Below are 25,484 nucleotides of genomic sequence, written 5' to 3'. Positions count from 1 at the left end.
AGAGTGGGTCGGTCCGACTGGGCTCGACCTCTTACCGCAGGCGAAGGAGGTTGGCGCTTCACGCGCGGCGACCCCCTCTGTCGCCTTCGGCGACATCTCCCCCTCGAGGAGGGAGATTGGGCGACCCTACCCGATATCCGAAGGCGGCACCTTCTCGCCCTCCAGCCTCGCCCGTTTCGAATAGGCGCGGACCGAGAATGGCAGGAAGAGAAGATAGCCGGCGACCGAGGCCGTCAGCGTATACCAGGGATAGGCCATCAAAAGCAGGATGTAGAGGACGACCGCGAGGATCACCAGCAGCACCTTGTCGCCCGGCACCTTGACGGTCTTGCCCGAATAGACCGGCAGCCGGCTGACCAGCAGGAAGGCGACGAGCACGGTGAAGCCGGTGGCGACGAAGGCGGCCGGCCGGCCGGGCTCGATCCCGAGCCGCAGGAACGACAGATAGAGCGGCAGCATGACCAGAACCGCGCCGGCCGGCGCCGGCACGCCGACGAAATACTCGGTCTGCCAGGCAGGCTGGTCGGTGTCTTCCGTCAGCACGTTGAAGCGGGCAAGCCGCATGCCGCAGGCGATGGTGAACAGGAGCGCGGCGATCCAGCCCGGCGAGCCGGCGCGGTCGAGCATGAAGGCGTAGAGCACCAGCGCCGGCGCCACGCCGAAATTGACGATGTCGGCCAGCGAATCCATCTGCGCGCCGAATTTCGAGGTCGCCTTCAGCATGCGCGCCAGCCGCCCGTCTATGCCGTCGAGAAAGGCGGCGAGCAGCACCATGACGACGGCCGGCTCGAAGCGGTTCTCGAAGGCGAAGCGGATGCCGGAGAGCCCGGCGCAGATGGCGAGCACGGTGACCAGATTGGGCAGCACCATGCGCATGGGGATCTCGCGGATACGCGGTCCGCCGCTGGCGTGCGCCTCGAATTTCTTGAAGGGCGCGCCCACCGCTCAGGAAATCCTGACCAGCGGGGTGACGGCCGAGGCGCCGAACTCCGCAAGCACCGTCTCGCCGCCGACCGCCGTTTGGCCGACGGCGACGCGCGGCACGGCGCTCGACGGCAGGAAGACATCGACGCGCGAGCCGAAGCGGATCAGGCCGAAGCGCTCGCCGATGGCGATCGAGCCGCCCTGCTCGGCCCAGCAGACGATGCGGCGCGCCACCAGGCCGGCGATCTGGACGGTGGCAATCGTGCCGTTGGGGCTGTCGATGACCAAGCCGTTGCGTTCGTTCTCCGCGCTTGCCTTGTCGAGCTCGGCATTGAGGAATTTTCCCGGCCGATGCTCGATCCGCGTGATCTTGCCGCGCACCGGCGCGCGGTTGATGTGGCAGGAAAAGACATTCATGAACACCGAGATGCGGGTCATCTCGGCTGAACCCAAACCAAGCTCGCGCGGCGGCACGGCCGGGCCGACGGCCGAGACCACGCCATCGGCCGGGCTTACCACCAACCGGTCGTCGACCGGCGTGACGCGCTCGGGATCGCGGTAGAAATAGACGCACCAGGCGGTGAGGATGAGGCCGATCCAGAACAGGACCGAGGAGAAATAGCCGAGGAACAGCGTTGCCGCGGCGAAGGCGGCGATGAAGGGATAGCCCTCGCGATGGATCGGAACGAACGTATTCTTGACCGAATCGAGAAGCGTCATCGAGTTCTGGGCGGTCCCTGTTTCAGGTCCGGCCTCAATAGCCGAAAGCCCCCCTCCCCGCAACGCAACAATGGGCAGGGCCGACGCGTGGACACTGTGAAACGCGAGCAGACACCTACCCAGCGGCAGCTGAGCGATCGAAGTGCTCGTCGAGTTCGGACATGGTAGCCTCGGCAAGCTTTTCGTCATCCTTGCCACGCAAGAGCACGCCGCCATACGGTGAAGACAGGAAAAGGAAGGCCCGATCAGCCACAAGCACCACCCAGTTCACGACCGGACCTTCCGCCGTTTGCACCACCGAGTTCGCTGAAACAACGGCATCAGCGGGGTCGAATCCCGCCTTGCGCAGCAGCAGGTCGACAGCGACCGGAGCATGGTACTGCTCGGCCAATTCGATGACCGCGTTGATCTCCAATCCTTCAGCATGACCAAGCCGGGCGCCGATGCGCGGCGCGTTTGCTCCCAACTGGTTCTCACCCGGGCGTACGATCGGTGGATCTTCGGGCGCGATATGTTCGTAAACGGCAACGCTTACCTTCGTTTCGGCGCATAGCCGGAGCTCTTTCGCATTGGTGCGGAGCTGGAAGACCATCTGCTTTTCGCCATCGACGTCCAGTATCCTTGCCATCCCGAACCCCAGCTTGATCTCTGGTGGCGCTATTTTTGCGCAAGCGAGGCCGGCCCCAACTTCGCGCTGGCTCAGCATCTGGCGCACCAGTTTGCTAACCGACTCGTGAAGCAGCCTGCCTTCGCGCTGGGGGTTGGACAGGACTAGTCGATCGATCGCGTCATTGTAATCGTCATCGTCTACAACTTGCAGATCGGGCCAAGAAGCGATCCAGCGCGCAAGCAAATCCTCCATCCGGACGGCTTCATCTGCTTCGTAGAACGCGTCATCGAGCGTGTCCAAGAAATCATCGCGGCCACCTTCGAAACCAGTTTGCATCGCTGCCTTGTCAGGATACTTGGCGACCCAGGCCGACATCTTTTCCAAAGTCGCCAGCTGCCCTTTTGCGCCGCAAGCGCCAAGTCCAGCTCTGGCGTTGGCAATCACGATATCGATTTCCCTGCCTGCATTATGGATGAATTGACTGTGGCCGCCGTTCTTGACTTCCGAGGAATACCAGTCGGCGTGAAAGACCTGCATCGCCTTCGGATTGATCTCTGGATGCCGATAGAGGCCTTTGGAAGTCATCGTCACGGCGAATTGCATGATGGCGACGACGAGTTGAAAAGGCTCTTCACTTAGCTTTTCGATCTTCGAACGAGGCACGACAATCAAAGGGACGAGGAGGCTGCCTCCCTTATTTTCGGAAGCTGGCGATCTCTTCTCGGATGCTGCTTTGGATTTGCGCGAGAAAAACCCGAACATCGAAATGTTTCCGTATTCCATCAATGGGCGATTGTTCTGTCGAGACAATATCAGCAGCCGTCGGAGATAAAAGCTCATCTGTCGAAAGGACGGGCGACGCCCGCATCGTCAGGCGCCGCTGTGCTGGGATAATCCCTTTACCTTCGGCAGGCGGTGATAGCTGGCGATGTCGGCTTCGACGCCGAGGCGGGCGATGGTTTCCTGGGGGCTGAACGCGACGCGCTCATGCGCCGAGAGGTGGATCATGACATTTCCGAGGTGCGGCGGCGCACGATGACGCCGAGTTCGTCGCTTTCGCGGGCGATGCGCAGCCGCTCCTCGGCCTCGGTTGCTTCGCGCTGGCGGTCCCACATCGAGGCATAGAGGCCCTTCTTGCGCAACAGCGCCGCATGGGTGCCGCGCTCGGCGATCTGGCCGTCCTTCAGCACGATGATCTCGTCGGCAGAGATCACCGTCGACAGCCGATGCGCGATCACGATGGTGGTGCGGCCCTTGCTGACGAGGTCGAGCGCGGCCTGGATCTCCTGCTCGGTCTGGGTGTCGAGCGCCGAGGTCGCCTCGTCGAGCATCAGGATCGGCGGCGCCTTGAGGATGGTGCGGGCGATCGCGACGCGCTGCTTCTCGCCGCCGGACAGTTTCAGCCCGCGCTCGCCGACCATGGCGCGGTAGCCATCGGGCAGCTTCTCGATGAACTGGCCTATCTGGGCAAGCTCGGCGGCCTGGCGCACCTCCTCCTCGCTGGCGCCGACGCGGCCGTAGCGAATGTTGTAGGCGATGGTGTCGTTGAACAGCACGGTGTCCTGCGGCACCATGCCGAGCACGGCGCGCAGGCTCTCCTGGGTGACGTCGCGGACATCCTGGCCGTCGATCAGCACCTGGCCAGCCTGGACATCGTAGAAGCGGAACAGCAGCCGCGAGATGGTCGACTTGCCGGCACCCGACGGGCCGACGATCGCCACCGTCTTGCCGGCCGGCACCTCGAAGGAGATGCCTTTCAGGATCTTGCGGTTCCGGTCGTAGGAGAAATGCACGTCGCGGAACTCGACCTTGCCGGGGCCGACAGCCAAAGGCTTGGCGTCGGGCTTGTCGACGATCTCCTGGGGAACGTCGAGGAGGTCGAACATATGCTCGATGTCGGTCAGCCCCTGCCGGATCTCGCGGTAGATGAAGCCGATGAAGTTGAGCGGCACGGAAAGCTGCATCAGCATGGCGTTGATGAAGACGAAATCGCCGACGCTCTGCGTGCCCGCCTGCACCTCCAGCGCCGACATGCACATGACGATGACGGTGCCCAGCCCGAAGATGACGCCCTGGCCGAAGTTCAGCCAGCCGAGCGAGGTCCAGGTCCTGGTGGCGGCGCTCTCGTAGCGGGCCATCGAGCGGTCGAAGCGCTCGGCCTCCATGCGCTCGTTGGTGAAATACTTGACCGTCTCGAAATTGAGCAGCGAGTCGATCGCCTTGGTGTTGGCGTCGGTGTCGCTGTCGTTCATGTCGCGGCGGATCGAGATGCGCCAGTCGCTGGCCTTGACCGTGAACCAGACATAGATCCAGACGGTGATTGCGACCACCGCCACATATTTCCAGCCGTAGGTGAAGGCGAAGATGCCGGCCGTCAGCGCGAATTCGAGGATGGTCGGCGCCGTGTTCAGCATGACGAAGCGCACGATCGTCTCGATGCCCTTGGTGCCGCGCTCGATGATACGCGACAGGCCGCCGGTGCGGCGCTCGAGATGGAAACGCAGCGACAGCTGGTGCATGTGGACGAAGGTGCGGAAGGCGAGCTGGCGCACCGCATACTGGCCGACGCGGGCAAACAGCGCGTCGCGCAACTGGTTGAAGCCGAGCTGCAGGAGCCTCAGCACATTGTAGGCGATGACCAGCATGACCGGCGCGAGCAGAAAGGCGGGCAGCGGCGGCGGCGTCTTCGCGGCGTGGGCGAGCGCGTCGGTCGCCCATTTGAAGAAATACGGACCGGCAACCAGGGTCACCTTGGCAACGACCAAAAGCAGCGTCGCCCAGGTGACGCGGGCCCTCAGGTCGGCGCGCTCGGCCGGCCACATATAGGGCCACAGATTGCGCAGGGTCGTGAGGGTGCCGGATTCGGCGGAAACGGTCTTTTCGGCCACTTTTCTTGCCTTTTGGGTGAGAGGGTCAGCGGCTGGAGCAGCAGGCGTTGACGAGTTGGTCGAGCGCGGCGGACACACCGGCGAGCGCGGCATGATCGATCGCATAACGCGAGCGCTGGCGATCGGCCTCGAACCGGACGAGCCCGGCCTCGACCAGGATCTTCAGATGTTGCGAAACCGTCGACTGGGCGAGATCGAGATGATCGACCACCTCGCCGCAAGAGCAGCAGCGGCTGGCCGAAAGATGCTTCAGGATCTCAATGCGCGCCGGGTGCGCCAGCGCGGCAAAACGTAGAGCGATGGCACGGCTGTCGGGAGCGCGGCTTTCGGAAAGGGAGTCTGTCATCGTTCATCGTCGATAGACGATGAATGATGACAAGGCAAGCTGGGCGGATGGCTAGCTGATCTATTCGGCCTTCGCAGGCGGCGTGGTCATCTGGTCGCCCATGGCCTTCATGTCGGCCGGCTCGCCTTCTTTCGACTTGCCGGGCACCTTGAAGACCTGGCCGGGCCAGATGCGGTCGGGATTGCGGATCTGGTCCTGGTTGGCGAGATAGATGGTCGAGTAGCGCACGCCATGGCCGTAGACTCGCCGCGAGATGCGCCACAGCGTGTCGTTGCGGCGAATGATGACGGAGCCATCGGCATGTTCGAGCTTGGGCGCGACGGTTTCGGCCGCGCCGTCCGACGGCGCCGCTTCCGCGACTTTGGCCGCAGGTGCCTCACCCGTTGCAGGTGCTGCCGGTTTCGTCGCGGCCGGCTTGTTCTCGCCCGGGGCGACGGCGGCGACCGACTCGCCGGGCTCCCGTTCGAACGGCACGGCGGCGCGGGAGACGACCTTCACGCCGTCCTCGGCCAGGCCGTCGACATGGATGGTGTGGCTGCCAACCGGAATGTCGCGTGACGCCTCGATGAGGAAGTGACCGTCAGGCGAGGTCTTGGCTTCGCCGAGGAGCAGTTCGTCGGCATAGGCGCGCACCTTGCGGCCAGGATCGGCCGTACCGGCGACGAAGATCTTCTTGCCGTCGATCTCGACCGCCTCGACGACGATCTTGGGTTCGCCAGTGGCGGGTGCCGGCGTCGCGGGCGCAGCAGCCTGATCGGTAGTGGCCGGGGCGGTCGCCGGTGCCGTCGTCGTCGCGGATGAGCCGGCAGCCGGCGCCTGCGCCGCCGGAGCGGCGGCCTGATCGGTGGCGGCCGGTGCGGCGGCGTTGGCTTGCGGCTGCGGAACGGTGATCAGTTCAGACGGCTTGCCCGGCTCCTCGACCATGGCCAGTACCTGGCCGGTAGGGCTCTGCGGGACGGATACGACGGCGGTCTGCGCCGATTGGGTGGCGACACCGCCCGCCGTCGAGCGCAGCGACAGCGTATAGTCGCCGGGCTTGAGGGCGTCGTCGAGCACGATGGCAAAGGCGCCGTCCGGACCGGCATCGGTCGAGCCGAGCACCGTGGGCGCACTGAGGATCTCGACTTTCGAATTCGGCGCCGCATTACCGGCGACGACGATCGAGCCATTGCCTTCGACGCGCACGACGTCGAAGGTCGGCGGCGTCGGGCCGGCGGCAGCGGGCGCCTGAGCGGCAGGCGCGGTGCCGGCTGGAGCCGTCCCGGCAGGGGCAGCCGGTGCCATCGCGTTGTTCTTGTTCGCCGGCGCCATCGTATTGCTGGCCGGCGCCATCGTGTCGGCTGGAGGCTGCGGCAGGCGTCCCTCGGTGGTCGTGCCGGCGGATCCGGCCGGTTTGGTTTCTCCTTGCGGGAGGGCGGCAATCTCCGCGGGTTTTTGCTTGATGTAGGAATCGAGCGCGCCCGAGCCATAGGCGACAGCCGCGACGACGGCAACGCCGCCCGCCGCGAACAGAAACGCCTTGGAAGGATTGATAGCCATATTCTTTTCTGCCCCCTTAGCCACCTAACGCCGGTCTAGCGTGTTTTCCTTGGTGCTACAAGAAAAAGCCCGTCATGGGCTTGACCGCGCCAACCGTCCCCATCACCAATCATCGACATGAACACGATTCGATCCGTCTGTGTCTATTGCGGTTCGTCTCCGGGCCGCGACACGGCCTATATCAAGGCCGGGCACCTGCTCGGCCGGTCGCTGGCGAAATCCGGCCTGCGCCTGATCTATGGCGGCGGCACCAAGGGCATCATGGGCGCTGTCGCCGAAGGGGCGCTCAAGGCCGGCGGCAAGGTGACCGGCATCATCCCGCGCTTCCTGATCAACCGGGAGGCGACGGAGACCGCCCTCGACAAGCTCGACGAGCTGCTGATCACCGACAATATGCACGAGCGCAAGCACAGGATGTTCGAAAAATCCGACGCCTTTGTGGCGCTGCCCGGCGGCATCGGCACGGTCGAGGAGATCGTCGAGATCATGACCTGGGCGCAGCTCGGCCATCACCGCAAGCCGATCGTGTTCGCCAACATCAAGGGCTTCTGGGATCCGATGCTGTCGCTCATCGAGCACATGGCAGAGGAAGGCTTCATCCACACGGCGCACCGGGTGAAGCCGCTGGTGGTCAGCGACCCCGAAGCCATCGTCGCCGCCATCATGGTGGCAGGGTCGTCGGTGGATGCACCGACGGAAGGCGTGCAGTCGGTGATAGACAAGATGTAGGTTTAGGGGAGTAAGGGAGTAGTGGAATAAGGGAGTCTGCAGTGCCCCGCAGCCGATGAGGCGCCACCCTACTCCCCTACTCCCCTACTCCCCTACTCCCCTACTCCCCTACTCCCCTACTCCCCTACTCCCCTACTCCCCTAAATTGATGGCCACGTTGCGCAGCAGGGCGACGGACTTGCGCATGCCCTCCATGGGCGAAAGCATCATGTCCTCATGCTCGATGGACAGCACGTCGTCGTAGCCGACCTGCTTCAGGGCGGTGCAGAACTGCCGCCACCAGGTCTCGCCGTGGCCATAGCCCAATGTGATGTAGTTCCAAGCCCGCTCCGCATAGAGGTTCGTCGGACGCGCATCGAGCACGCCGTCGATGCCGGCCGGGATCGGTTCGACGCGCGTGTCCTTGGCATGGACGTAGTAGATCGCGGAGCCCAGGCTGCGGACGGCGGCAATGGGATCGGCACCCATCCACATCGGGTGACTTGGGTCGTAGTTCGCACCGACCGTCTCGCCGACGGCCTCGCGCAGCCTAAACAGCGTATGGACATTGTAGACTGCCTGATGCCCGTGCAGTTCCAGGCAGAGCTTGCTGATGCCGAGATTGTTCGAAAACTTCACCAGATCGCGCCAGTAGGGAATGATGCATTTGTCCCACTGGTAGCGCTGGATCTCGGCGCATTCGGGCGGCCAGTCGGTGACGATCCAATTCGGGTTGGCATCGCCGGGTCCGCCCGGCAGGCCCGACATCATCACCACGCGGTCGATGCCCATCAGGCTCGCCAGCCGGATCGTGTCCTCGGTCACCTGGCGATGCTTCTTGCCTTGCGGTCCCGGATGCAGCGGATTGCCGGAACAGTTGAGCGCCGCGATGGTCAGCCCGCGAGCGCTGACCTTGGCTGCGAACTCGGTGCGCGCGGCCGCACTCTCCAGCATCGCGGCGAGATCGATGTGCGGCGCCGACGACCAGTTGCCGCAGGCGAATTCCAGCGTCTCCAGGCCAAGCTCGGCTGAAGCGTTCAGCATCTCGTCGAAGGAGAGGGTTCCGAGGCTGTCGGTGATCATGCCAATCTTCATGGAGCGTCTCCGAATGACTTTGGTGGCAGTCGCCGGATCAGAACCGCACAGGCTCGAACCGGCCGGATCTGGCGGAGGCAAGCGCCGCCTCGCAAAGGATCATTGCCTTGCGGCCGTCGCTGGCGGTCACGTCGGGCGCCCTGCCCGCCTCGACACACGCGATGAAATGGTCGATCTCGGCCGCGTAGGACTCCGCATAGCGCTCGACGAAGAAATAGTAGGGCCTGTCGCGCGATGTGCCGCTCGCGCCGGAGAACTCGACCGAGGTGGGCAGCCGGTTGCCGGCCCTCAGCATGCCATCGGGGCCATGCACCTCGATGCGCTGGTCGTAGCCATAGGCGGTCCTGACACTGTTGTTGATGTGGCACTGGCGGCCGGACGCCGTGCGCAGGATGAACATCGCGGTGTCGTAGTCGCCCAGCTTGCCGTATTGCGGCGCCACCAGCGAGGAGCCGGTCGCAAAGAGCTGCACCGGCTCCTCGCCGAGCAGGTTGCGCGCCATGTCGAAGTCGTGAATGGTCATCTCACGGAAAACGCCGCCGCCGCCGGCCAGCGCCTCCTCGGTTTCCGGCTCGGGGTCGCGGCTGGTGATGATGACCTGCTCGACGGTGCCGATCTCGCCGGCGACAAGCCGCTCCTTCAGCGCGCGAAAGCTCGGATCGAAACGGCGGTTGAAACCGATCTGGAACGGCACGCCCGCCTTGGCCACCGCGGCCAGGCATTCGTCGGTGCGCTTCAGATCGAGGTCGATCGGCTTCTCGCAGAAGATCGCCTTGCCCTTCCCGGCCGCGGCGATCGCAAGTTCGGCATGCGTGCGGGTTGCCGAGGCGATGAACACCATCTTCACCGCCGAATCGTTCATGACGGTCTCGGTGTCGGCGATCTCGGCGCCGGTCATGGCGGCGATCTTGGCCGCGGCTTGCGGATTGGGATCGACGATGTAGCGCAGCCGCACCTTCGGGTGACGCGCCAGGTTGCCGGCATGCACACGGCCGATCAGACCCACTCCGAACAGACAAACATCCATCATGCGTTCGACTTTCCTGTCGGGCCGTTCCGGACGGCGAACTCAACGTGTCACTTGACTGCACCCATGGTGAGACCGCGCACCAGATGCCGTTGCACCAGCAGCGCGAAGAAGACGATCGGTAGCGCGCCGATGACGCCGGCCGCCGCCATCGAAGCCCAGTCGGTGTCGATGCGCCCGATCAGCGTCGCGGTGCCGCGCGGCATGGTCATCGCCCGCGGGGTCGCCGTCAGCGCCAGCGCGAAGAGGAATTCGTTGAAGGTGACCAGCACGGCGAAGATGGCTGTCGCCGCGAGCCCAGGTGCCGCCAGCGGCAGCGTGATGCGGCGGAAGGCGCCGAAGCGGGAATCGCCGTCGACCATCGCGGCCTCCTCGAGATCGACCGGAATCTCGCGGAAGAAGCTCTCCATCATCCAGACGCAGAAGGTGACGTTGAAGGCGGTGTAGGTGACGATCAGGCCAAGCCAGGTGTCGAGCAGGCCGAGGCTCAGCATCAGGAGATAGACCGGGATCAGGATGACCACCGGCGGGATGATGCGCAGCGTCAGCAGGAATAGCCCGACCTTACCCTCCATGGCCAGCGGCAATCGGAAGCGGGCGATCGCATAGGCGCCCATGGCGCCCGCCACCAGCGCGATCGCGACGGAGGCAAAGGTCACCACGAGCGAGTTTGTCAGGTAGGAGCCGAACTGCTTTTCGGTGAACAGCCTGACGTAATTTGCGAGCGTCGGCACATGCGGGTAAAGCGTGCCTTCCTGGGTGATCTCGCGGTTGGATTTCAGCGAGGTCGAGACGAGCCAGTAGATCGGCAGCAGCACAGTCGCCAGTACGAAAAGCGTCGTCAGGATGCGGGCCAGACGGGTGCTCATGACGCATCGATCCTGCGCAGGAGCCTGATGGCGCTGAAGGCGAGCGCAAGCACGACGAGGCCGATGGTCACGAACAGCGCCGCCGCGTAGCCGGTCTGCTGGAACTTGAACGCGGTATCGTAGCCGTAGATCGAGATCAGCCTCGTCGCTTCTCCCGGCCCGCCACGGGTCAGCACGAAGACCTGGTCGAAGGTGCCGAAGGCGTCGATGGTCCTGAGCACGATGGCGACCGCGAGCACCGGCCGCATCATCGGAAAGGTAAGATCGGCAAAGACGCGCCAGGCGCCGGCGCCGTCGACACGCGCGGCCTCGAAAGGCTCATGCGGCAGCGACTGCAGGCCGGCGAGCAGGATCAGGAACATCAGCGGCGTCCATTCCCAGACATCGAGCACCACGAGACCGATGAAGGCGTTGAGCGGATTGCCGAGGATCTGCACTTCGCCGCCGCCCATCGCCTCGGAAAGCACCGTCAGCATGCCGGCGTCGCTGGCGTAGATCAGCCGGAAGAGGATGGCGACGACGACCGGCGTGATCACCATGGGAACAATGAGCACGGTGCGCAGAAGGCGGATGCCGCGGAACTCACGCAGGCAGAACAGCGCCAGCGCGAAGCCGAGCACCGCCTCGAGCGAGACCGAGAGCGCGACGAATTTCACCGTGACCCAAAGCGAGTTCAGGAACTGCGCGTCGCTCCACAGGCGTAGATAGTTCTGGAAGCCGGCATCGGCGACCGGCGAGCCGTAGCGGTAGATCTTGGTGCTCGCCCTGAGACCGTCCCAAAGCGGATAGACGAGGACGCCGAGCACGATCATCAGGCCCGGCGCCAGCATGAGGTATGGAAGGGCGAGGTCGAGCCCCGCCCCCTGCAGGCGATATTTGCGTGCCTGCGCTGCGCCGTGCATCAGTAGTAACCGGCCGTGGTGAGATAATCCTTGACCTGCTTGGCGGCCGTGTCGAGGGCGGCGCCGCCGCCGGAGCCGGCCTGAAGCGCCTTGTTGAGCTCGATGCCGAGCAGTTCCTCGACCTTCGCCCAGTCCGGCGTGCGCGGCCGGGGCAGCGCGCCGGCGTCGAGCTGCTGAAGGGCGACCGGGATCAGCCGGTTGCCCGGCTTGGCAACGCCGAAGGCACTGCGCTTGACCGGGATCGAGCCCGCTTCCGATAGCTTGGCTTGAGTTTCGGCGCTTGTGTACCACTTCAGGAATTCGATCGCGTTTGCCTTGTTGGGCGCCGATTTCGGCACGCCGGCGATGAAGATGCCCATCTGGGCGATCGCCTTTTCCTGCTTCGGCACGACGCCGAAATCGAGCTTGCCGGCCACCTTGGTCTGCGCCGGATCGTCGGCCTTCAGCGCGTTGCCGGAATACTGGATGATGACGCCCGCCTCGCCGCCGAGGATCGCCGCGCCCTCCTGGTCGGAGTCGAACTCGACCACACCGCTCGGCGCGTTCTGCTTCATCGTGCCGACGAAGAAATCGGCCGAGGCCTTGCCTTCCGCCGAATTGAAGATCGGGTTCCACTTGTCGTCGAAGAACGAGCCGCCGAACGACAGGAAGATCGGATACCAACTGGTGACGATCGGGTTGCCGGAGACGCCGCGGAAGACGACCGGATACTTGATCGTGTCGGCCGCCACCCCTTCCTTGCCCTTGGCGATCACCTCGTCCCAGGTCTTCGGGGCGCCGCCGGTGAAGACGTCGTTGCGATAGGTCAGCGTCTGCAGGTCGCCGACGAAGGGCACGCAGATCAGTGTCGGCTTGGCGTCCTCGAAGCCTTTGACGCGCGGCCCCTGCTGCGGCGGCCAGTAGCCCATGTCGATCATGGAGCCGATCCAGTCCTTGTCGGAGCCGTCGATGCCGCCGGCACCGAGATCTTCCAGCACATTGGCGGCGCCGAACTGCGGCACCCACGGATCATCGAGCAGATAGAGGTCGTATTGGCCGGCGCCGCTCTGGGCGTCGGCGAACCACTTCTCCAGCGTGACGCCGTATTCGTCCTCGAGGAACTCGACGTCGAAACCGGCTTCCTTGGCCTGTGGGATGATCTTCTGCTTGAAAGGCGTGAGCCCGCCATCGGTGAAGGCGCCGATGATCACCTTCTTGCCGGCGGCCCTGGCCGCCATCGGCAGGCCGAGCGTGGTGAGGGCCGTGGTGGCGAGCGCGAGGCCAAGCCCGCCCTTGATGACGGAGCGGCGAGTGAGTCTGCTGGAATGCGTCATTTCTCTCTCCCATTGCTGTGGACCCGGTGGACGGCGGTGAGGCCGGCGGAATTGAAGAAACAGGCGTTCGACGGGTCGAAGGCAACGCCGATGTTCTCGCCGACCGCGCCCCTGAAATCGCGGCCCGCCCGCACGGAAACGTTGCCGCCGTCGACGCGAATGTTGACCAGCGTCTCGTTGCCCATCGGCTCGACGACATAGATCTCGCCCGGCAGCGCGCCCGGCGTGCCCGGCTGGGCAATGCTGCAGTCCTCCGGCCGCAGCCCGATCTCGACGATCTCGGCCAGACGGCATGCGGTGAGCCGGGCTCCCTCCAGCGGAACGACGCTTCCGCCGGCCGCCACGCCCTGCTCGGAAAGCGCTACCGGCAGGATGTTCATCGGCGGATTACCGACGAAGGTGGCGACGAAGCGGTTGGCCGGCTGGTCGTAGATGTCGATCGGCGGCGCCATCTGCTGCAGCTCGCCGCCATGCATGACCGCAACGAGGTCGGCCATGGTGAGCGCTTCGACCTGGTCGTGGGTGACATAGATGGTGGTGGCGCTGAGGCGCTGGCAAAGCCGCTTGATCTCGCCGCGCATGGTGAGGCGCAGCCGCGCATCGAGATTGGACAGCGGTTCGTCCATCAGGAAGGCAGCCGGATCCCTGACGATGGCGCGCGCCAGCGCGACGCGCTGCCGCTGGCCGCCCGAAAGCTGGCGCGGCCGGCGGTCCAGCAGATGGCCGATCTCGAGGATGGCGGCGACCTCGTCGATCTTGGCTTGGCGCTTGCCGTCCGGCATGCCGCGGATCCACAGCGGATAGCCGATATTTTCGGCGACCGTCATCTGCGGGTAGAGCGCGTAGCTCTGGAACACCATGGCGATATCGCGGTCGCGCGGCTGCAGCCGGGTGACGTCGCGCTCGCCGATGAAGACCTTGCCGGTCGTCGGCATGTCGAGCCCGGCAAGAATGCGCAGCGCTGTGGTCTTGCCGCAGCCCGATGGGCCGAGGAGGGCGAGGAATTTGTGGTCCGGCACGGCGAGGTCGAGCGAACGCAGCACGTTGAGCGCGCCGAAGTTCTTGACCACCTTCCTATACAGGACCGAACTCATCGCCCTCCCCGGCGCCCCCGCCTTGTGCCTCAACCCTTCCTTACGTCGACGGTGAAGCCGGCGTCGCGGGCAAGATCGCGAAGGTTGCGATAACCCATCGTTGCGTAGGTGAGCGGATGCGCCTCGGCCGGATCCTGCTCGGCCTCGACGACCAGCCAGCCGGCATAGCCGTGGTCGGCGAGCATCTTGAGCAGCGTCGCATAGTCGATGGCGCCATCGCCCGGGACGGTGAAGATGCCTTCCATCACCGCTCCCATGAAACTCATGTCCTCGGCCCGCGCCCGCTTCAGCACCTCAGGTCGCACGTCCTTGCAATGGACGTGGACGACGCGGCCGATGTGGCGGCGCAGCAGGCTTTCGGGATCGCCGCCTGAGAAGGCGCAATGGCCGGTGTCATAGAGCAGGCCGACCGCCTCGCCCGATCCTGCCATCAGTCTGCCGATCTCCTCGTCGGTCTCGATGATGGTGCCCATGTGATGGTGGAAGGCCATGGCGACGCCGAAATCGGTGAAGCGTTCGGCAAGGCGCGTGATCTTGGCGCCGTAAGCCTTCCACTCGTCGTCGGCGAGCTTCGGCCGTTGCGAGATCGGATCGTGGATGGCGCCGTGGCGGCCGCGCGAGGTGTCGGCATAGACGACGTGTCTTGCGCCCAGGTCCCGCAGCAAGGTGAGATGCGGCAGGATCGCGTCGAATTCTTCCTCGACCTCCTTCTCGCAGATCCGGCCATCGTACCAGCCGGAAACGAGAGCGAGGCTGTAGGGCCGAAGGGCGGCTTTCAGAGCCTTGCTTTCCCGCGGGAACTTGCCGCCGAGCTCGGTGCCGGCATAGCCGGCCCGGCTTGTCTCTGCGAGGCAGGTCTCGAGCGGCGTGTCGCCGCCCAGCTCCGGCACGTCGTCATTCGTCCAGGTGATGGGGTTGATGCCAATCCTGACGGTCATCGCAGCTCCCACCCGGCCAGACCTCCGGCGACGTCGCCCACTCTCGTGCAGCCGCTGGCCGGCAATAGACTGGCATGTCGTTGCCGTTTTTCTTTGCATCTAAGCGCCAATCTGTATCCATCGCGAGGACCAGTTTGGGCGAAAGTGAAGGTGCCAGTTTCGCTTGTGAGCGGACGCGGCTAATGTGGTGCTTCCCTTACCCCCGAGGTTTTCCGATGCAGACGTCACGGCGCAGGCGCCAGGCCTTTCCGATGGAAGCGCTGGCCATCGAGCGCACGCTGACCGAACCGATCCAGCGGCAGCTCTACCGGCAGATCGCCGCGATGATCCGCGACAAGCGCCTGGCGCCGGGGTCGGAACTGCCGTCCACCCGCGCCCTGGCCGAGGATCTCGGGCTTGCCCGCAACACGATCGTGGGCGCCTACGACCAGCTGGCGACCGAAGGCTATCTCACCAGCCGGCCCGGCGCGCGCGCCATCGTCGTCGACCTGCCGGCCAACTCACCCGGAAGGGACAGGCGCGGCGCCGCCGCCACGGTCATCCGCCATCCGCTGTCGAAGCGCGGCGAAAGCCTGATGCAGCAGCCCTTCCACCACGGCGCGCCCGGCCGCTTCGCCTTCCATCCCGGCATGCCCGATGCGCAGAACTTTCCGTTCGGCGTATGGGGGCGGCTCTTGGCGCACCGCGCCACTTTCGGCGCCGACATGCTGTTCGGCACCTATCACGTCACCGGCCTGCCGGCACTGAAGGAAGCGATCGCCAGCTATCTGGTGTCGGCGCGCGGCGTGCGCTGCCAGCCCGAACAGATCGTGGTGACGACCGGCGCCCAGGCCGCCTTCGACCTGCTGGCCCGGCTGCTGCTCGACCCCGGCGACACGGTTTGGCTGGAGGAGCCGGGCTACTATGCCGCCAGGGGGACCTTCACCGTGGCCGGTGCCAACATCACGCCGCTCGCCGTCGACGGCGACGGGTGGCAGATGAACCCGCCGGAGAGCGCGCCGCGGCTGATCTATGTCACGCCGGCCTGCCAGCATCCGCTCGGCATCACCATGCGCATGGACCAAAGGATGCGCCTGTTCGAGATCGCCGAGCGCTACAATTCCTGGATCATCGAAGACGATTTCGACGGCGAGTACCGCTTCCAGGGGCGGCCGGTGCCGGCGATCCAGAGCATGGATTACGCCGACCGGGTGATCTATGTGGGCACCTTCGCCAAGCTGCTGTTCCCGGCACTGCGGCTGGGCTTCATGGTGCTGCCCCCGGCGCTCTGCGAAGGCATTCCGCATGCGCTGAGCACGACGGGGCAGTTCGCCCCGCTGGTGCTCCAGGCCGCGCTGGCCGACTTCATCGACGAAGGCCATATGAGCCGGCACCTGAAGCGCATGCGCCGCATCTACGCCGAGCGCCGCAAGCTTTTCCACGAGCTTTTCGCCGCCGAGTTGCCAGCGGATGTGACGCTCTCGCCGGCCGAGGCCGGCATCCAGCTCGTCGCGCATCTGCCGCTGAATTGCGACGACCGCACGGTGGTGGCAAGCGCCGACCGGCTCGGCGTCAACGCCTCGCCGCTGTCCAAATATTACTGGTCGCGGTCCGGCAACGGCTTGGTGCTCGGCTATGCCGCCTGCAACAAGGCGCAGACGGAAGCCGGGATGCGACGGTTGCGGCAGGCGATCGCAGGGGCAAGGAAGGCGGCGTGAGCGGCGCTCCGTACGACGCCGCCGCAGCGGCTGGCGGCTGAAGGCAAGGCCGGCGCATCAGTGGGTGGGGTTGTTGGGGTGCCGAGGCGCCGGCCGGGGGCGGAATGGGCAACCGCCGCAACAGTAGGATACTCCAGACGGCCGACGACGATATTGCGCGATCGCGGAAGTCTCATCCGACAGACGTGCTGCAATCGGCCTGCCGAAAACCGAGCCAGTGAGCAACCGCTTCAGGAGCGACCGAAAAGGCGGCGCAGCAAACCTGTCCGCGCCGCGGTGTAACGCTCGGGCAAAGGGCGAGCGAGCAGGAACTGCTCATGGCCCTCGACCGTCTCGGTGCCGCGATAGCTGCACTGCAGTGAGCGGGCCAGCGGAACGATTTCCCGCAGCACCGCAGCGAAGCCTTCCCCGTCGATCGGCACCTCTTTCATCATGCGCAGTTCGCGCGCGAAGGCCTCGAGGCCGAGGAAGCGGTAGCCGCGCCTTTCGAGTTCGGCACGCAGCTTTGCCAGCGAAGGCTCCGCGCCCCAGAACTCGAAGCGCGTCGGCCGGATGCGGGCGTCCGTGGCGATCTCCAGGTTGAGGTCGCCTATCGCCTCGGCGGGAAGAATGAGCGGCGCCACCGCGGCCAGCGAATGCTTCTCGATGACGAGCGGAAACGCCAGCGCCTCGGCAGCGCTGCGGGCGATCTGCTCGAAGCCGGCGACATCTTCGGTCGTGAAGTAGAAATCGCGGCGTCCCTCGCCGTGCTGCTCGGCGAGGTAGCAGGCGGGGCAACTCGCAATGGCCAGATCCCCGCAAAGCCTTTCCAGGAATGTGTAATTCCGCCTCGATCCCTTGGGCGTCAGCAAAGCGTCGCGCAGCGTCAATTCGTTTGCGCGCGGGGTGAGCTTCAGGAGCAGGACCGGAAGCGAGGCCGCAGCGCGCAGCAGCGCCATGTTCACCCGCGTATTGATGAACAGCTCGCCGCCATCCGAGCGATAGCGGACCAGGCTGCGATGCGGTTCCGCCTCACGGATGACCTCTTCCGTTTCAGGGATTGAGACCTGTTCGCCGGTGACCGCGAATTGAAGCAATGCCATTGCCTACCCCCCACCCCCGGAGACATCCGGCGGGAGCAAGCATCTTGCCAGTTTGGCAGGCCGCAGCCCAGTCCCCACGGCCAGCGGTCAAGCGGGCTGCCCCTCCCCTTGTCGGCGACGGAACGGCCGGTATTGTCGTGGCTTCGAAACAGATGCGGCGGGAGCCTCCATGAAACTCGGCTTTGTCGGCACAGGCGCGCTCAGCTCAGCCATCGTGAGCGGACTGAAATCGCTGCCTGACGAGGCAACGCCGGTGGTGGTCTCACCGCGCAACGAGGAGATCGCCGCGCAACTCGCCGCGCGCTATCGGGATGTGCGCATCGCCGCCGACAATCAGGCCGTGCTCGATCAATGCGATACGGTCATGCTGGCGGTCCGTCCGCAGATCGCGCGGGATGTCCTCAAGGAGCTCCGGTTCCGCCAGGATCATCACGTCGTCAGCCTGATCGCAACGGTATCGCGCGAGGAGATAGCCGCCCTTGTCGCACCCGCGACACATGTCACCAAGGCCCTGCCCATGCCGATGATCTCCCGCCTGCAAGGGGCGACGATCATCTGCCCGCCGGATCGCGCCGTGGCGTCCTTCTTCGGCAGGCTGGGAGAGGTGATCGAGGTCGAGGACCAGAACGAGTTCGATGCCTTGACCGTCGTCACCGCAACCTATGCCAGCTATTTCAAACTTCTCGACACGATCCACAGCTGGGTGCGGGACCAAGGTGTTTCGAGCGACAAGGCGCGCGCCTACATCAGCAGCATCTACAAGGCGCTGGCAAACGCGCCGGACACAGCGCCGGAAGCCGATTTCATGCATCTGGCGCAGGATTACGCCACACGCGGCGGCGTCAACGAGCAGGTTGTGCGCGAACTGACGGAGCGCAAGCTGTTCGACGTCCTTGCGGAAAGCCTGGACCGTGTGCATCGGCGCATTGCGGGGCAGCAAGCCTGAGAGCAGATTGCGGATACATCTGCCGCAAGGGCTGATCGGCTAGAGCGATTCTGCCTTTCGCAACGCTCTAAGCATTGTTCTTACAAATCTCTTCTCGATCGTCGTCGGCCCGGGGGGACCTTGCCTGTCGAAGGAGATTTCGAAGAATTGCAACGCGGTTCTGCCGACAAAACACCCGTTATCAGCATTAGGCATATGGCCAGTTTACCGGACGAAATGGGCAATCGGGCGCAGATACTGACACTTCCCGCCGCCTTGGAAGCTTTAATTTAAGCACTTTCGATTATTTTCGGTCAGTGGACCCTTGTCCAGGAAAGGCATTCAGGTCGATTTGACCAGAACCGATTTCACTCTCGGCCGCGTCAGACGGGCCGTTTTTTCGCCCGCCAACCTGCCGGCGGCGATCGCTGTCGTCGTGCTTTTGATCTTCGCCCTGTTCGTCGACCAGCAGAACAGAAAAGTCTCCGATCAGCTGACGCGCGCCGACGTTCTGGCCAAGGTCAACATCATTCGCGCTAAACTTGAAGGAAATATTAACGGCAACCTTCAGTTGGTGCAAGGCCTCGTCTCGACCATCGTTACCGAGCCCTATATGGGGCAGCAGAGATATGCCTCGCTTGCGGCCAACCTGTTCAAGCAGGACTCCCAGTTGCGCAACATCGCCGGCGCGCCGGATCTCGTGATCTCGCTGATGTATCCGATGGAAGGCAACGAGAAGGCGATCGGGCTCGACTACCGCAACAGCGACTCGCAGCGCATGGCTGCCCTTCGGGCGCGGGACGAGCGCGCGCTGGTGCTGGCTGGCCCCGTCGATCTCGCGCAGGGCGGGCGCGGCTTCATCGGCCGCATCCCGGTCTTCGTGCCGACGGCGGGGGGCGGAGACCGGTTCTGGGGCATCGTCTCGGCGGTGATCGACGTCGATCGGCTTTACGCTGCAAGCGGCCTGACCGACCCCGCTCTCGACATCGATGTCGGGCTGACCGGGAAGGATGCGCTGGGCAGCAGCGGGCAGCGCTTCTTCGGCGGCGCCAACATCGTGAACGGCGATCCGGTGACGGCCAACGTCCAGCTGCCGCATGGCTCCTGGCAGATATCGGCTGTCCCCAAGGGCGGCTGGCCGAAGCATCCGAAGAACGAGAGCGCCTTGTGGGCCACGATGACACTGGCAGGCACGCTGGTGGTGCTGCCGATCCTGGTGGCGGGCTGGCTGTTCGGCGAGCGGCAGAAGAACTATGCGGAGCTGAGGCTGCTTTCACAGCGGCTCGAAGTCGCGCTCGATGCTTCGGGCATCGGCGTGTGGGAGCACGACCTCGCGACGGAACGGCTGGTGTGGGACGACCGCGTCAACGAAATCTACGGCAAGCCACTCGACGGCAAGCCGCGCGGCTATGACGACTGGGCGTCGACGATCCATCCGGACGATCTCGAACGGGCGCTGCAGGACTTCGACGCCGCCGCGGCGACGCAGACGCTCTATTCCTCGCAATACCGTCTTGTGCTGCCCGACGGCGCCATACGCCATGTGCGTGCGCGGGCGAATTTCCTGCAGGACAAAAGCGGCGCGACCAAGCTGATCGGGGCCGAATGGGACGTGACCAGCGACGTCCTGCTCAACGAGAACCTGGTGCGCGAACGGCAGCTTTCGGAATCGAAAAATGCCGAACTGGAACTCGCCAAGGCGCGCGTGGAGCATGTGGCGCTGCACGATTCGCTGACCGGCCTGCCCAACCGCCGCTATCTCGACGAGATGCTGGCCGCAGGCAGCTCCGACGGACGCATGGCGCTGCTGCATCTCGATCTCGACCGCTTCAAGCACATCAACGACACGCTCGGCCATGCGGCGGGCGATGCCATGCTGATGCACGCATCGAAGGTCATAAAGGCCAATGCCGGAATGTCCGATTTCGTGGCACGCATCGGCGGCGACGAATTCGTGGTGGTGAGTCATGGACGCAGCGACGACGAACTCGCCACGCTTGCGGAGCGGATCATCGAGGAAATACGCCAGCCCGTCGACTATCACGGCCATCAGTGCTGGTTCGGCGTCAGCATCGGCATCGCGGCCAATAGCGATGTCGACGCCAAGCAGTTGCTGGTCAATGCCGACCTCGCGCTCTACCGGGCCAAGAGCCGCGGGCGCAACCGCCATGAGTTCTTCAACGAAGAGCTGCAGAGCGAGATCGTCAAGACCAAGCAAACCGCCGACGAGATCCTCGGCGGGCTCGAGCGCAACGAGTTCATCGCCTATTACCAGCCGCAGTTCGACGCCAAGACGCTGGAGATCGTCGGTGTTGAGGCGCTGTCGCGCTGGCGCCATCCGCAGCACGGCATTCTCGCTCCCGATGTCTTTCTGAAAGTGGCGGAGGAGTTGAACGTCGTCTCACTGATCGATCGCACGATCCTCGAACAAGCACTGGAAAGCTTCGATCGCTGGTCGCTTGAGCGCCTCAACATCCCGCGTGTGTCGGTCAATGTCTCGGCGAAGCGCCTGGAGGACAAGGATCTCATCAGCGGCCTGCGCAAGCTCGACATCAAGGACGGAACAGTGTCGTTCGAGCTGGTCGAGTCGATTTTCCTCGACGAGAACGACGAGCTTGTCGCGTGGAACATCGAGCACATCAAGGAGCTCGGCATCGATATCGAGATCGACGATTTCGGCACCGGCTATGCCTCGATCGTCAGCCTGCTCAAGCTGCAGCCGCGCCGCCTCAAGATCGACCGCCAGCTGGTCACGCCGATCACCGGCTCCAAGGCGCAGCGCCGGCTGGTGTCCTCGATCATCGACATCGGCAAGTCGCTCGGCATCGAGGTGGTGGCGGAAGGCGTCGAGACGGTCGAGCATGCGCGCATCCTGAAGGAGCTGGGCTGCGATATCCTGCAGGGCTATGCCTTTGGTCGCCCGATGGATGCCAAGGACTTCAGGGACTTCGCCCAGTCGCGCAAATGGCTGGCGGCGGGTTAGCTGTCCGCAAGTCCCTCCCCCGTGGAATTGACTGAACATCTGACGCTCAACAGCGGCAGTTAACGGGCGGCTCGCCTGAGCGACACGAAATCTATGCGCGCAAATCCTCGATGACCGTTCCGGCGGCGCCGACCTCGGCTTCATGGCCGGGCTCGCGCCAGGTCTCGGCGAGGCCGGCCGCGTACCATTCGCGCATGGCGGGCAGGTCAAGCAGCCGCTTCGGATAGGCAGCCGCGGCTCCCTCGAAAGAGAGCCCATAGGACTGGGCGCGGAAGGCCACCGGCGCGAAGAAGGCGTCGACAGCGCTGAAGCGGTCGCCGGCCAGGAACGGGCCGCCGAAACGCCCAAGGCCGTCGTTCCAGAGATCGCCGAGGCGGAAAAGATCGTGCCTCAGCGCATCGGACATTGGGAACGGTTCGACCCGCACGCCGCAGCTCATCGGGCAGAGATTGCGCAGCGCGGTGAAGCTCGAATGCATCTCGGCAGCGGCCGAGCGCGCCCATGCGCGCGCCTTGGGGTCAGCCGGCCATATGCCCTGATGACGCTCGGCCAGATATTCCACGATCGCCAGCGAATCCCAGACCGCCCAGCCATCGTCGACCAGGCAGGGCACGCGGCCGCTCGGCGAGAACGGCCGGTAGAGGCTAAAGCTCGAGCCGGTCGGGAACGGCGTCAACCGCTCCTCGAATGGGATGGCAAGCTCCCGCATCAGCACCCAGGGCCGCAGCGACCAGGACGAATAGTTCTTATTGGCGATGTGCAGGACGTACATCGGATGGCCCCCTCGTTGTGATAAAGTTCCGGACGGAAGATCGCTCCATACTGTTCCGGCAATCGACTTATCTTGTCGTGGGCGTCGGCTGGCGAGCCTTGAACATCGACCAGCTGTACATCGCCAGCGCTGCCCAGATCAGAGCGAAGGCGATTGCCTGGGTGGTGCCGAACGGCTCGTCGAAGATCAGGACCGCGATCAGGAACACCATGGTGGGCGCGATGTACTGCATGATGCCGATGGTGGACAGGCGCAGCAGCCTGGCGCCGAAGGCAAAGAGCAGCAGCGGCACCGCGGTGATGGGGCCGCAGCCGATCAACAGCGCGGTGTCGACGCCGGTGCTGGAGACGAAATGATCCTGCCCGGTGGCGATGAGATAGCCGACGTAGCAGAGCGCGGGCACCGACAGCAAAAGCACTTCCAGCAAAAAGCCCTGGCTCGGGCCGATCGGCAGCGTCTTGCGGAAGAAGCCGTAGGCGGCGAAGGAGAAGGCGAGCGCCAGCGACACCCAGGGCAGCTTGCCGGCTTCGACGGTGAGCACCGCGACCGCGATCGCGGCCAGCGCCACCGCCGCGATCTGCAGCCGGTCGAGCCGCTCGCCGAGCAGCAGCGCGCCGACCACCACGCTGACCAGCGGGTTGATGTAATAGCCGAGCGCGGTCTCGACCGTGCGGTCGACGGCGATCGCCCAGACATAGATGCCCCAGTTCACCGAGATAAGCGTCGCCGTCAGCGCCGCCATGGCAATGCTGTTCGGCGAGCGGATCGCGGCCTTGAAATCGGCCGTGCGGCCGGCCCAGACCAGAACGGCCGCCGCAATCGGCACCGACCAGACGATGCGGTGGCAGATCACCTCGATCAGCGGCAGATGCGCCACCGCCTTCATGTAGAAAGGCAGCAGCCCCCACAGGAAATAGGCGCCCAGCGCCAGCATGAAGCCGCGGCGGGCCTTGGCGTCGGCATCGAGATCGGCTGTAGCGGTGACCATGGCCCAACGCTATGGCCCAGCCGGCCATGCAAGACCATCGCAAAATTATGATGGATCAATGGACTTCCGCTGATGGTTCAAGGGAGCGGGACGGTTTTTTTCCTCGCCCCGCGAAGTGGGGAGAGGTGGCCCGGCAAAGCCGGGACGGAGAGAGCTTTCGTAAAGTGGGGCGGCTATGATTTAGGGACTTCGATCGAGTCTCATCCTTCTCGGACTCTGGCCTCGCATAGGTCGTCCCCCGCTCCGTCCCGGCTTCGCCAGGCCACCTCTCCCCCGCTTTAGGAGCCCTACTCCGCCGCCACCAGCCCGGCCATGTCGCGGTTCTTCATCAGCTTGTAGATGATCGAGTCCATCAGCGCCTGGAAGGAGGCGTCGATGATGTTTTCCGACACGCCGACCGTCCACCAGCGGGCGCCGGAGGAATCGTGCGATTCGATCAGCACGCGGGTGGTGGCTTCCGTGCCGCCGTTGAGGATACGCACCTTGAAGTCGGCAAGCTCGAGATCGCCGATCTCGTTCTGGTACTTGCCGAGATCCTTGCGCAGCGCGATGTCGAGCGCGTTGACCGGACCGTGGCCCTCGGCCACCGACATTTTCTCCTCGCCGTCGACCTCGACCTTCACGATCGCCTCGGAGACGGTCTTCAGATGGCCGTTGGCGTCGAAGCGGCGTTCGACCATGCAGCGGAAGGAGGTGACGTTGAAGAACTCAGGCAGGCCGTGCAGCATCTTGCGCGCCAGCAGCTCGAAGGAGGCATCGGCGCCCTCATAGGCATAACCTTCGGCCTCGCGCTCCTTGACGACGGCGATCAGCGCGTCGAGGCGGTGATCGTCCTTCGGCACGTCGATGCCGCGCCGCTTGAGCTCAGCGAGGAAATTTGCCTTGCCGCCCTGGTCGGAGACCATGACGCGGCGACGATTGCCGACGGCTTCCGGCGGTACATGTTCGTAAGTCGCCGGCTCCTTGGCAAGCGCGGAGGCATGAATACCAGCCTTGGTGGCGAAAGCGGAGGAGCCGACATAGGGCGCCTGCGCTTCCGGCGCGCGATTGAGCAGTTCGTCGAAGGCGCGCGACAGCCGCGAGATGCCGGTCAGCGCTTCGGCCGAAATGCCGGTTTCGAAAAGGTCGGCGAAGGCCGGCTTCAGCGCCAGCGTCGGCACGATTGAGATCAGGTTGGCGTTGCCGCAGCGCTCGCCGATGCCGTTCAGCGTGCCCTGGATCTGGCGCACGCCGGCCTCGACCGCGGCGAGCGAATTGGCCACCGCCTGGCCGGTGTCGTCATGGGCATGGATGCCGAGATGGTCGCCGGGAATGCCGCCGGCGATCACCTTGTCGACGATGGCGAGCACCTCCGAAGGCTGGGTGCCGCCATTGGTGTCGCACAACACCACCCAACGCGCGCCGGCATCATAGGCGGCCTTGGCGCAGGCCAGCGCGTAGTCCGGGTTGGCCTTGAAGCCATCGAAGAAATGCTCGCAGTCGACCATCGCCTCCTTGCCGGCAGCGACCGCCGCCTCGACCGAGACCTTGATCGACTCCAGGTTCTCCTCATTGGTGCAGCCGAGCGCAACGCGCACATGATAGTCCCAGCTCTTGGCAACGAAGCAGATGGCGTCGGACTTCGACTGCACGAGCGACGCCAGCCCCGGGTCGTTGGAGGCCGAGACCCCTGCCCGCTTGGTCATGCCGAAGGCGACGAATTTCGCGCGTGCCGTGCGCTTCTGCTGGAAGAAGGCGGTGTCGGTCGGATTGGCGCCGGGATAACCGCCCTCGACATAGTCGATGCCGAATTCGTCGAGCAGCATGGCGATGGCGATCTTGTCCTCGACGGAAAAGTCGATGCCCGGCGTCTGCTGGCCGTCGCGCAGGGTGGTGTCGAAGAGGAAAAGTCTTTGTTTTTTCATCATGGCAAGGTGCTTGAGCACCCCCCTCTGTCCTGCCGGACATCTCCCCCGCAAGGGGGGAGATCAGCAGCCTTGCCGACGGCGCTCTTTCTGCGACCTCGGCGATTGGCGAAAGCGATGGCGACATCCAATCTCCCCCCTTGCGGGGGAGATGTCCGGC

General features: G+C 64.7%; 22 protein-coding genes. 4 read left to right on the top strand and 18 right to left on the bottom strand.

Annotation, left to right across the window (positions count from 1 at the left end):
* Positions 1-126: 126 nt before the first annotated feature.
* The 7 genes from pssA to EN818_RS09730 all read right to left on the bottom strand — a co-directional run bounded on the left by pssA (position 127) and on the right by EN818_RS09730 (position 7,027).
* Positions 127-870: a CDP-diacylglycerol--serine O-phosphatidyltransferase gene (gene pssA / locus EN818_RS09755; protein ID WP_245420334.1), complete on the bottom strand. Its 744-nt coding sequence runs from the start codon at positions 868-870 to the stop codon at positions 127-129.
* A 75-nt stretch (positions 871-945) separates the two neighbouring features.
* Positions 946-1,833 carry a phosphatidylserine decarboxylase gene (locus tag EN818_RS09750; RefSeq protein ID WP_095805772.1) on the bottom strand — a complete coding sequence of 296 codons (888 nt, stop codon included), beginning with the start codon at positions 1,831-1,833 and terminating at the stop codon, positions 946-948.
* Complete coding sequence (locus EN818_RS09745) at positions 1,760-3,016, bottom strand: DUF4375 domain-containing protein (RefSeq protein WP_186815440.1); 1,257 nt, start codon at positions 3,014-3,016, stop codon at positions 1,760-1,762. Before EN818_RS09745 ends, EN818_RS09750 begins: the two co-directional genes overlap by 74 nt.
* A gap of 108 nt (positions 3,017-3,124) precedes the next feature.
* Positions 3,125-3,262, bottom strand: a complete 138-nt coding sequence (locus EN818_RS32615) for a hypothetical protein (protein ID WP_176478345.1) — start codon at positions 3,260-3,262, stop codon at positions 3,125-3,127.
* A complete protein-coding gene (locus EN818_RS09740) occupies positions 3,259-5,142 on the bottom strand; it encodes an ABC transporter ATP-binding protein/permease (protein WP_095805770.1) in 1,884 nt (627 codons plus the stop codon). The genes EN818_RS32615 and EN818_RS09740 overlap by 4 nt, the downstream gene beginning before the upstream one ends.
* A 25-nt stretch (positions 5,143-5,167) precedes the next feature.
* Positions 5,168-5,488 (bottom strand): metalloregulator ArsR/SmtB family transcription factor, encoded by a 321-nt coding sequence (locus EN818_RS09735; RefSeq protein ID WP_095805769.1) that lies wholly within the window; start codon positions 5,486-5,488, stop codon positions 5,168-5,170.
* A 60-nt stretch (positions 5,489-5,548) separates the two neighbouring features.
* Positions 5,549-7,027 (bottom strand): LysM peptidoglycan-binding domain-containing protein, encoded by a 1,479-nt coding sequence (locus EN818_RS09730; protein ID WP_095805768.1) that lies wholly within the window; start codon positions 7,025-7,027, stop codon positions 5,549-5,551.
* 117 nt (positions 7,028-7,144) lie between these two features.
* Between EN818_RS09730 and EN818_RS09725 the strand changes: the two genes are divergently transcribed.
* The gene (locus tag EN818_RS09725; RefSeq protein WP_095805767.1) at positions 7,145-7,756 is read left to right on the top strand and encodes a TIGR00730 family Rossman fold protein; all 612 of its coding nucleotides are present in this window, start codon (positions 7,145-7,147) and stop codon (positions 7,754-7,756) included.
* A gap of 132 nt (positions 7,757-7,888) precedes the next feature.
* Here EN818_RS09725 and EN818_RS09720 read toward each other — a convergent pair whose 3' ends face one another.
* Genes EN818_RS09720 through iolE form a run of 7 tightly spaced genes read right to left on the bottom strand, consistent with a single transcriptional unit; the run spans position 7,889 to position 14,973 of the window.
* Positions 7,889-8,830, bottom strand: a complete 942-nt coding sequence (locus tag EN818_RS09720) for a sugar phosphate isomerase/epimerase (protein WP_095805766.1) — start codon at positions 8,828-8,830, stop codon at positions 7,889-7,891.
* Positions 8,831-8,867: 37 nt separating this feature from the next.
* Entirely contained in the window at positions 8,868-9,860 is a 993-nt protein-coding gene (gene iolG, locus EN818_RS09715; protein WP_095805765.1) for an inositol 2-dehydrogenase, read from the bottom strand.
* A gap of 47 nt (positions 9,861-9,907) precedes the next feature.
* Positions 9,908-10,726: a carbohydrate ABC transporter permease gene (locus EN818_RS09710; RefSeq protein WP_095805764.1), complete on the bottom strand. Its 819-nt coding sequence runs from the start codon at positions 10,724-10,726 to the stop codon at positions 9,908-9,910.
* Positions 10,723-11,628, bottom strand: coding sequence for a sugar ABC transporter permease (locus tag EN818_RS09705; RefSeq protein ID WP_095805763.1), 906 nt, complete (start codon positions 11,626-11,628; stop codon positions 10,723-10,725). The genes EN818_RS09710 and EN818_RS09705 overlap by 4 nt, the downstream gene beginning before the upstream one ends.
* Complete coding sequence (locus tag EN818_RS09700; protein ID WP_135904429.1) at positions 11,628-12,941, bottom strand: extracellular solute-binding protein; 1,314 nt, start codon at positions 12,939-12,941, stop codon at positions 11,628-11,630. Before EN818_RS09700 ends, EN818_RS09705 begins: the two co-directional genes overlap by 1 nt.
* Positions 12,938-14,035: an ABC transporter ATP-binding protein gene (locus EN818_RS09695; protein ID WP_095805761.1), complete on the bottom strand. Its 1,098-nt coding sequence runs from the start codon at positions 14,033-14,035 to the stop codon at positions 12,938-12,940. Before EN818_RS09695 ends, EN818_RS09700 begins: the two co-directional genes overlap by 4 nt.
* Before the next feature lie 29 nt (positions 14,036-14,064).
* A complete protein-coding gene (iolE, locus tag EN818_RS09690) occupies positions 14,065-14,973 on the bottom strand; it encodes a myo-inosose-2 dehydratase (RefSeq protein WP_095805760.1) in 909 nt (302 codons plus the stop codon).
* Positions 14,974-15,188: 215 nt separating this feature from the next.
* Here iolE and EN818_RS09685 point away from each other — a divergent pair, with 215 nt between their 5' ends.
* Positions 15,189-16,670 carry a PLP-dependent aminotransferase family protein gene (locus tag EN818_RS09685; protein WP_095805759.1) on the top strand — a complete coding sequence of 494 codons (1,482 nt, stop codon included), beginning with the start codon at positions 15,189-15,191 and terminating at the stop codon, positions 16,668-16,670.
* Positions 16,671-16,900: 230 nt separating this feature from the next.
* On the opposite strand, the gene EN818_RS09680 is transcribed toward EN818_RS09685, so the two are convergent.
* Complete coding sequence (locus EN818_RS09680; RefSeq protein ID WP_095805758.1) at positions 16,901-17,752, bottom strand: hypothetical protein; 852 nt, start codon at positions 17,750-17,752, stop codon at positions 16,901-16,903.
* A gap of 169 nt (positions 17,753-17,921) precedes the next feature.
* Here EN818_RS09680 and EN818_RS09675 point away from each other — a divergent pair, with 169 nt between their 5' ends.
* On the top strand, positions 17,922-18,698 hold the full coding sequence (locus EN818_RS09675) for a pyrroline-5-carboxylate reductase (protein WP_095805757.1): 777 nt from the start codon (positions 17,922-17,924) through the stop codon (positions 18,696-18,698).
* A gap of 331 nt (positions 18,699-19,029) precedes the next feature.
* Positions 19,030-21,660: an EAL domain-containing protein gene (locus EN818_RS09670; RefSeq protein WP_095805831.1), complete on the top strand. Its 2,631-nt coding sequence runs from the start codon at positions 19,030-19,032 to the stop codon at positions 21,658-21,660.
* A 91-nt stretch (positions 21,661-21,751) separates the two neighbouring features.
* Here EN818_RS09670 and EN818_RS09665 read toward each other — a convergent pair whose 3' ends face one another.
* From EN818_RS09665 to cimA, 3 genes are all read right to left on the bottom strand, one after another.
* Positions 21,752-22,432, bottom strand: a complete 681-nt coding sequence (locus EN818_RS09665) for a glutathione S-transferase family protein (protein ID WP_095805756.1) — start codon at positions 22,430-22,432, stop codon at positions 21,752-21,754.
* 67 nt (positions 22,433-22,499) lie between these two features.
* Entirely contained in the window at positions 22,500-23,420 is a 921-nt protein-coding gene (gene rarD, locus EN818_RS09660; protein WP_095805755.1) for an EamA family transporter RarD, read from the bottom strand.
* 287 nt (positions 23,421-23,707) lie between these two features.
* The gene (gene cimA / locus EN818_RS09655; RefSeq protein ID WP_095805830.1) at positions 23,708-25,324 is read right to left on the bottom strand and encodes a citramalate synthase; all 1,617 of its coding nucleotides are present in this window, start codon (positions 25,322-25,324) and stop codon (positions 23,708-23,710) included.
* Positions 25,325-25,484: the final 160 nt, after the last annotated feature.

The organism is Mesorhizobium sp. M3A.F.Ca.ET.175.01.1.1 (assembly GCF_004791945.1).
Classification (GTDB): Bacteria; Pseudomonadota; Alphaproteobacteria; order Rhizobiales; family Rhizobiaceae; genus Mesorhizobium.
This window is presented reverse-complemented; position numbering and strand designations above follow the sequence as displayed.

Bases quoted from the DNA above. Each gene is read 5' to 3' on its own strand.
- rarD (WP_095805755.1), bottom strand. From the start codon at position 23,420: ATGGTCACCGCTACAGCCGATCTCGATGCCGACGCCAAGGCCCGCCGC.
- EN818_RS09750 (WP_095805772.1), bottom strand. From the start codon at position 1,833: ATGACGAAAAGCTTGCCGAGGCTACCATGTCCGAACTCGACGAGCACT.
- EN818_RS09720 (WP_095805766.1), bottom strand. From the start codon at position 8,830: ATGAAGATTGGCATGATCACCGACAGCCTCGGAACCCTCTCCTTCGAC.
- EN818_RS32615 (WP_176478345.1), bottom strand. From the start codon at position 3,262: ATGATCCACCTCTCGGCGCATGAGCGCGTCGCGTTCAGCCCCCAGGAA.
- pssA (WP_245420334.1), bottom strand. From the start codon at position 870: ATGGTGCTGCCCAATCTGGTCACCGTGCTCGCCATCTGCGCCGGGCTC.
- EN818_RS09695 (WP_095805761.1), bottom strand. From the start codon at position 14,035: ATGAGTTCGGTCCTGTATAGGAAGGTGGTCAAGAACTTCGGCGCGCTC.
- EN818_RS09710 (WP_095805764.1), bottom strand. From the start codon at position 10,726: ATGAGCACCCGTCTGGCCCGCATCCTGACGACGCTTTTCGTACTGGCG.
- EN818_RS09735 (WP_095805769.1), bottom strand. From the start codon at position 5,488: ATGACAGACTCCCTTTCCGAAAGCCGCGCTCCCGACAGCCGTGCCATC.
- EN818_RS09745 (WP_186815440.1), bottom strand. From the start codon at position 3,016: ATGTTCGGGTTTTTCTCGCGCAAATCCAAAGCAGCATCCGAGAAGAGA.
- EN818_RS09700 (WP_135904429.1), bottom strand. From the start codon at position 12,941: ATGACGCATTCCAGCAGACTCACTCGCCGCTCCGTCATCAAGGGCGGG.
- EN818_RS09730 (WP_095805768.1), bottom strand. From the start codon at position 7,027: ATGGCTATCAATCCTTCCAAGGCGTTTCTGTTCGCGGCGGGCGGCGTT.
- cimA (WP_095805830.1), bottom strand. From the start codon at position 25,324: ATGAAAAAACAAAGACTTTTCCTCTTCGACACCACCCTGCGCGACGGC.
- EN818_RS09725 (WP_095805767.1), top strand. From the start codon at position 7,145: ATGAACACGATTCGATCCGTCTGTGTCTATTGCGGTTCGTCTCCGGGC.
- iolG (WP_095805765.1), bottom strand. From the start codon at position 9,860: ATGATGGATGTTTGTCTGTTCGGAGTGGGTCTGATCGGCCGTGTGCAT.
- EN818_RS09675 (WP_095805757.1), top strand. From the start codon at position 17,922: ATGAAACTCGGCTTTGTCGGCACAGGCGCGCTCAGCTCAGCCATCGTG.
- EN818_RS09665 (WP_095805756.1), bottom strand. From the start codon at position 22,432: ATGTACGTCCTGCACATCGCCAATAAGAACTATTCGTCCTGGTCGCTG.
- iolE (WP_095805760.1), bottom strand. From the start codon at position 14,973: ATGACCGTCAGGATTGGCATCAACCCCATCACCTGGACGAATGACGAC.
- EN818_RS09680 (WP_095805758.1), bottom strand. From the start codon at position 17,752: ATGGCATTGCTTCAATTCGCGGTCACCGGCGAACAGGTCTCAATCCCT.
- EN818_RS09685 (WP_095805759.1), top strand. From the start codon at position 15,189: ATGCAGACGTCACGGCGCAGGCGCCAGGCCTTTCCGATGGAAGCGCTG.
- EN818_RS09705 (WP_095805763.1), bottom strand. From the start codon at position 11,628: ATGCACGGCGCAGCGCAGGCACGCAAATATCGCCTGCAGGGGGCGGGG.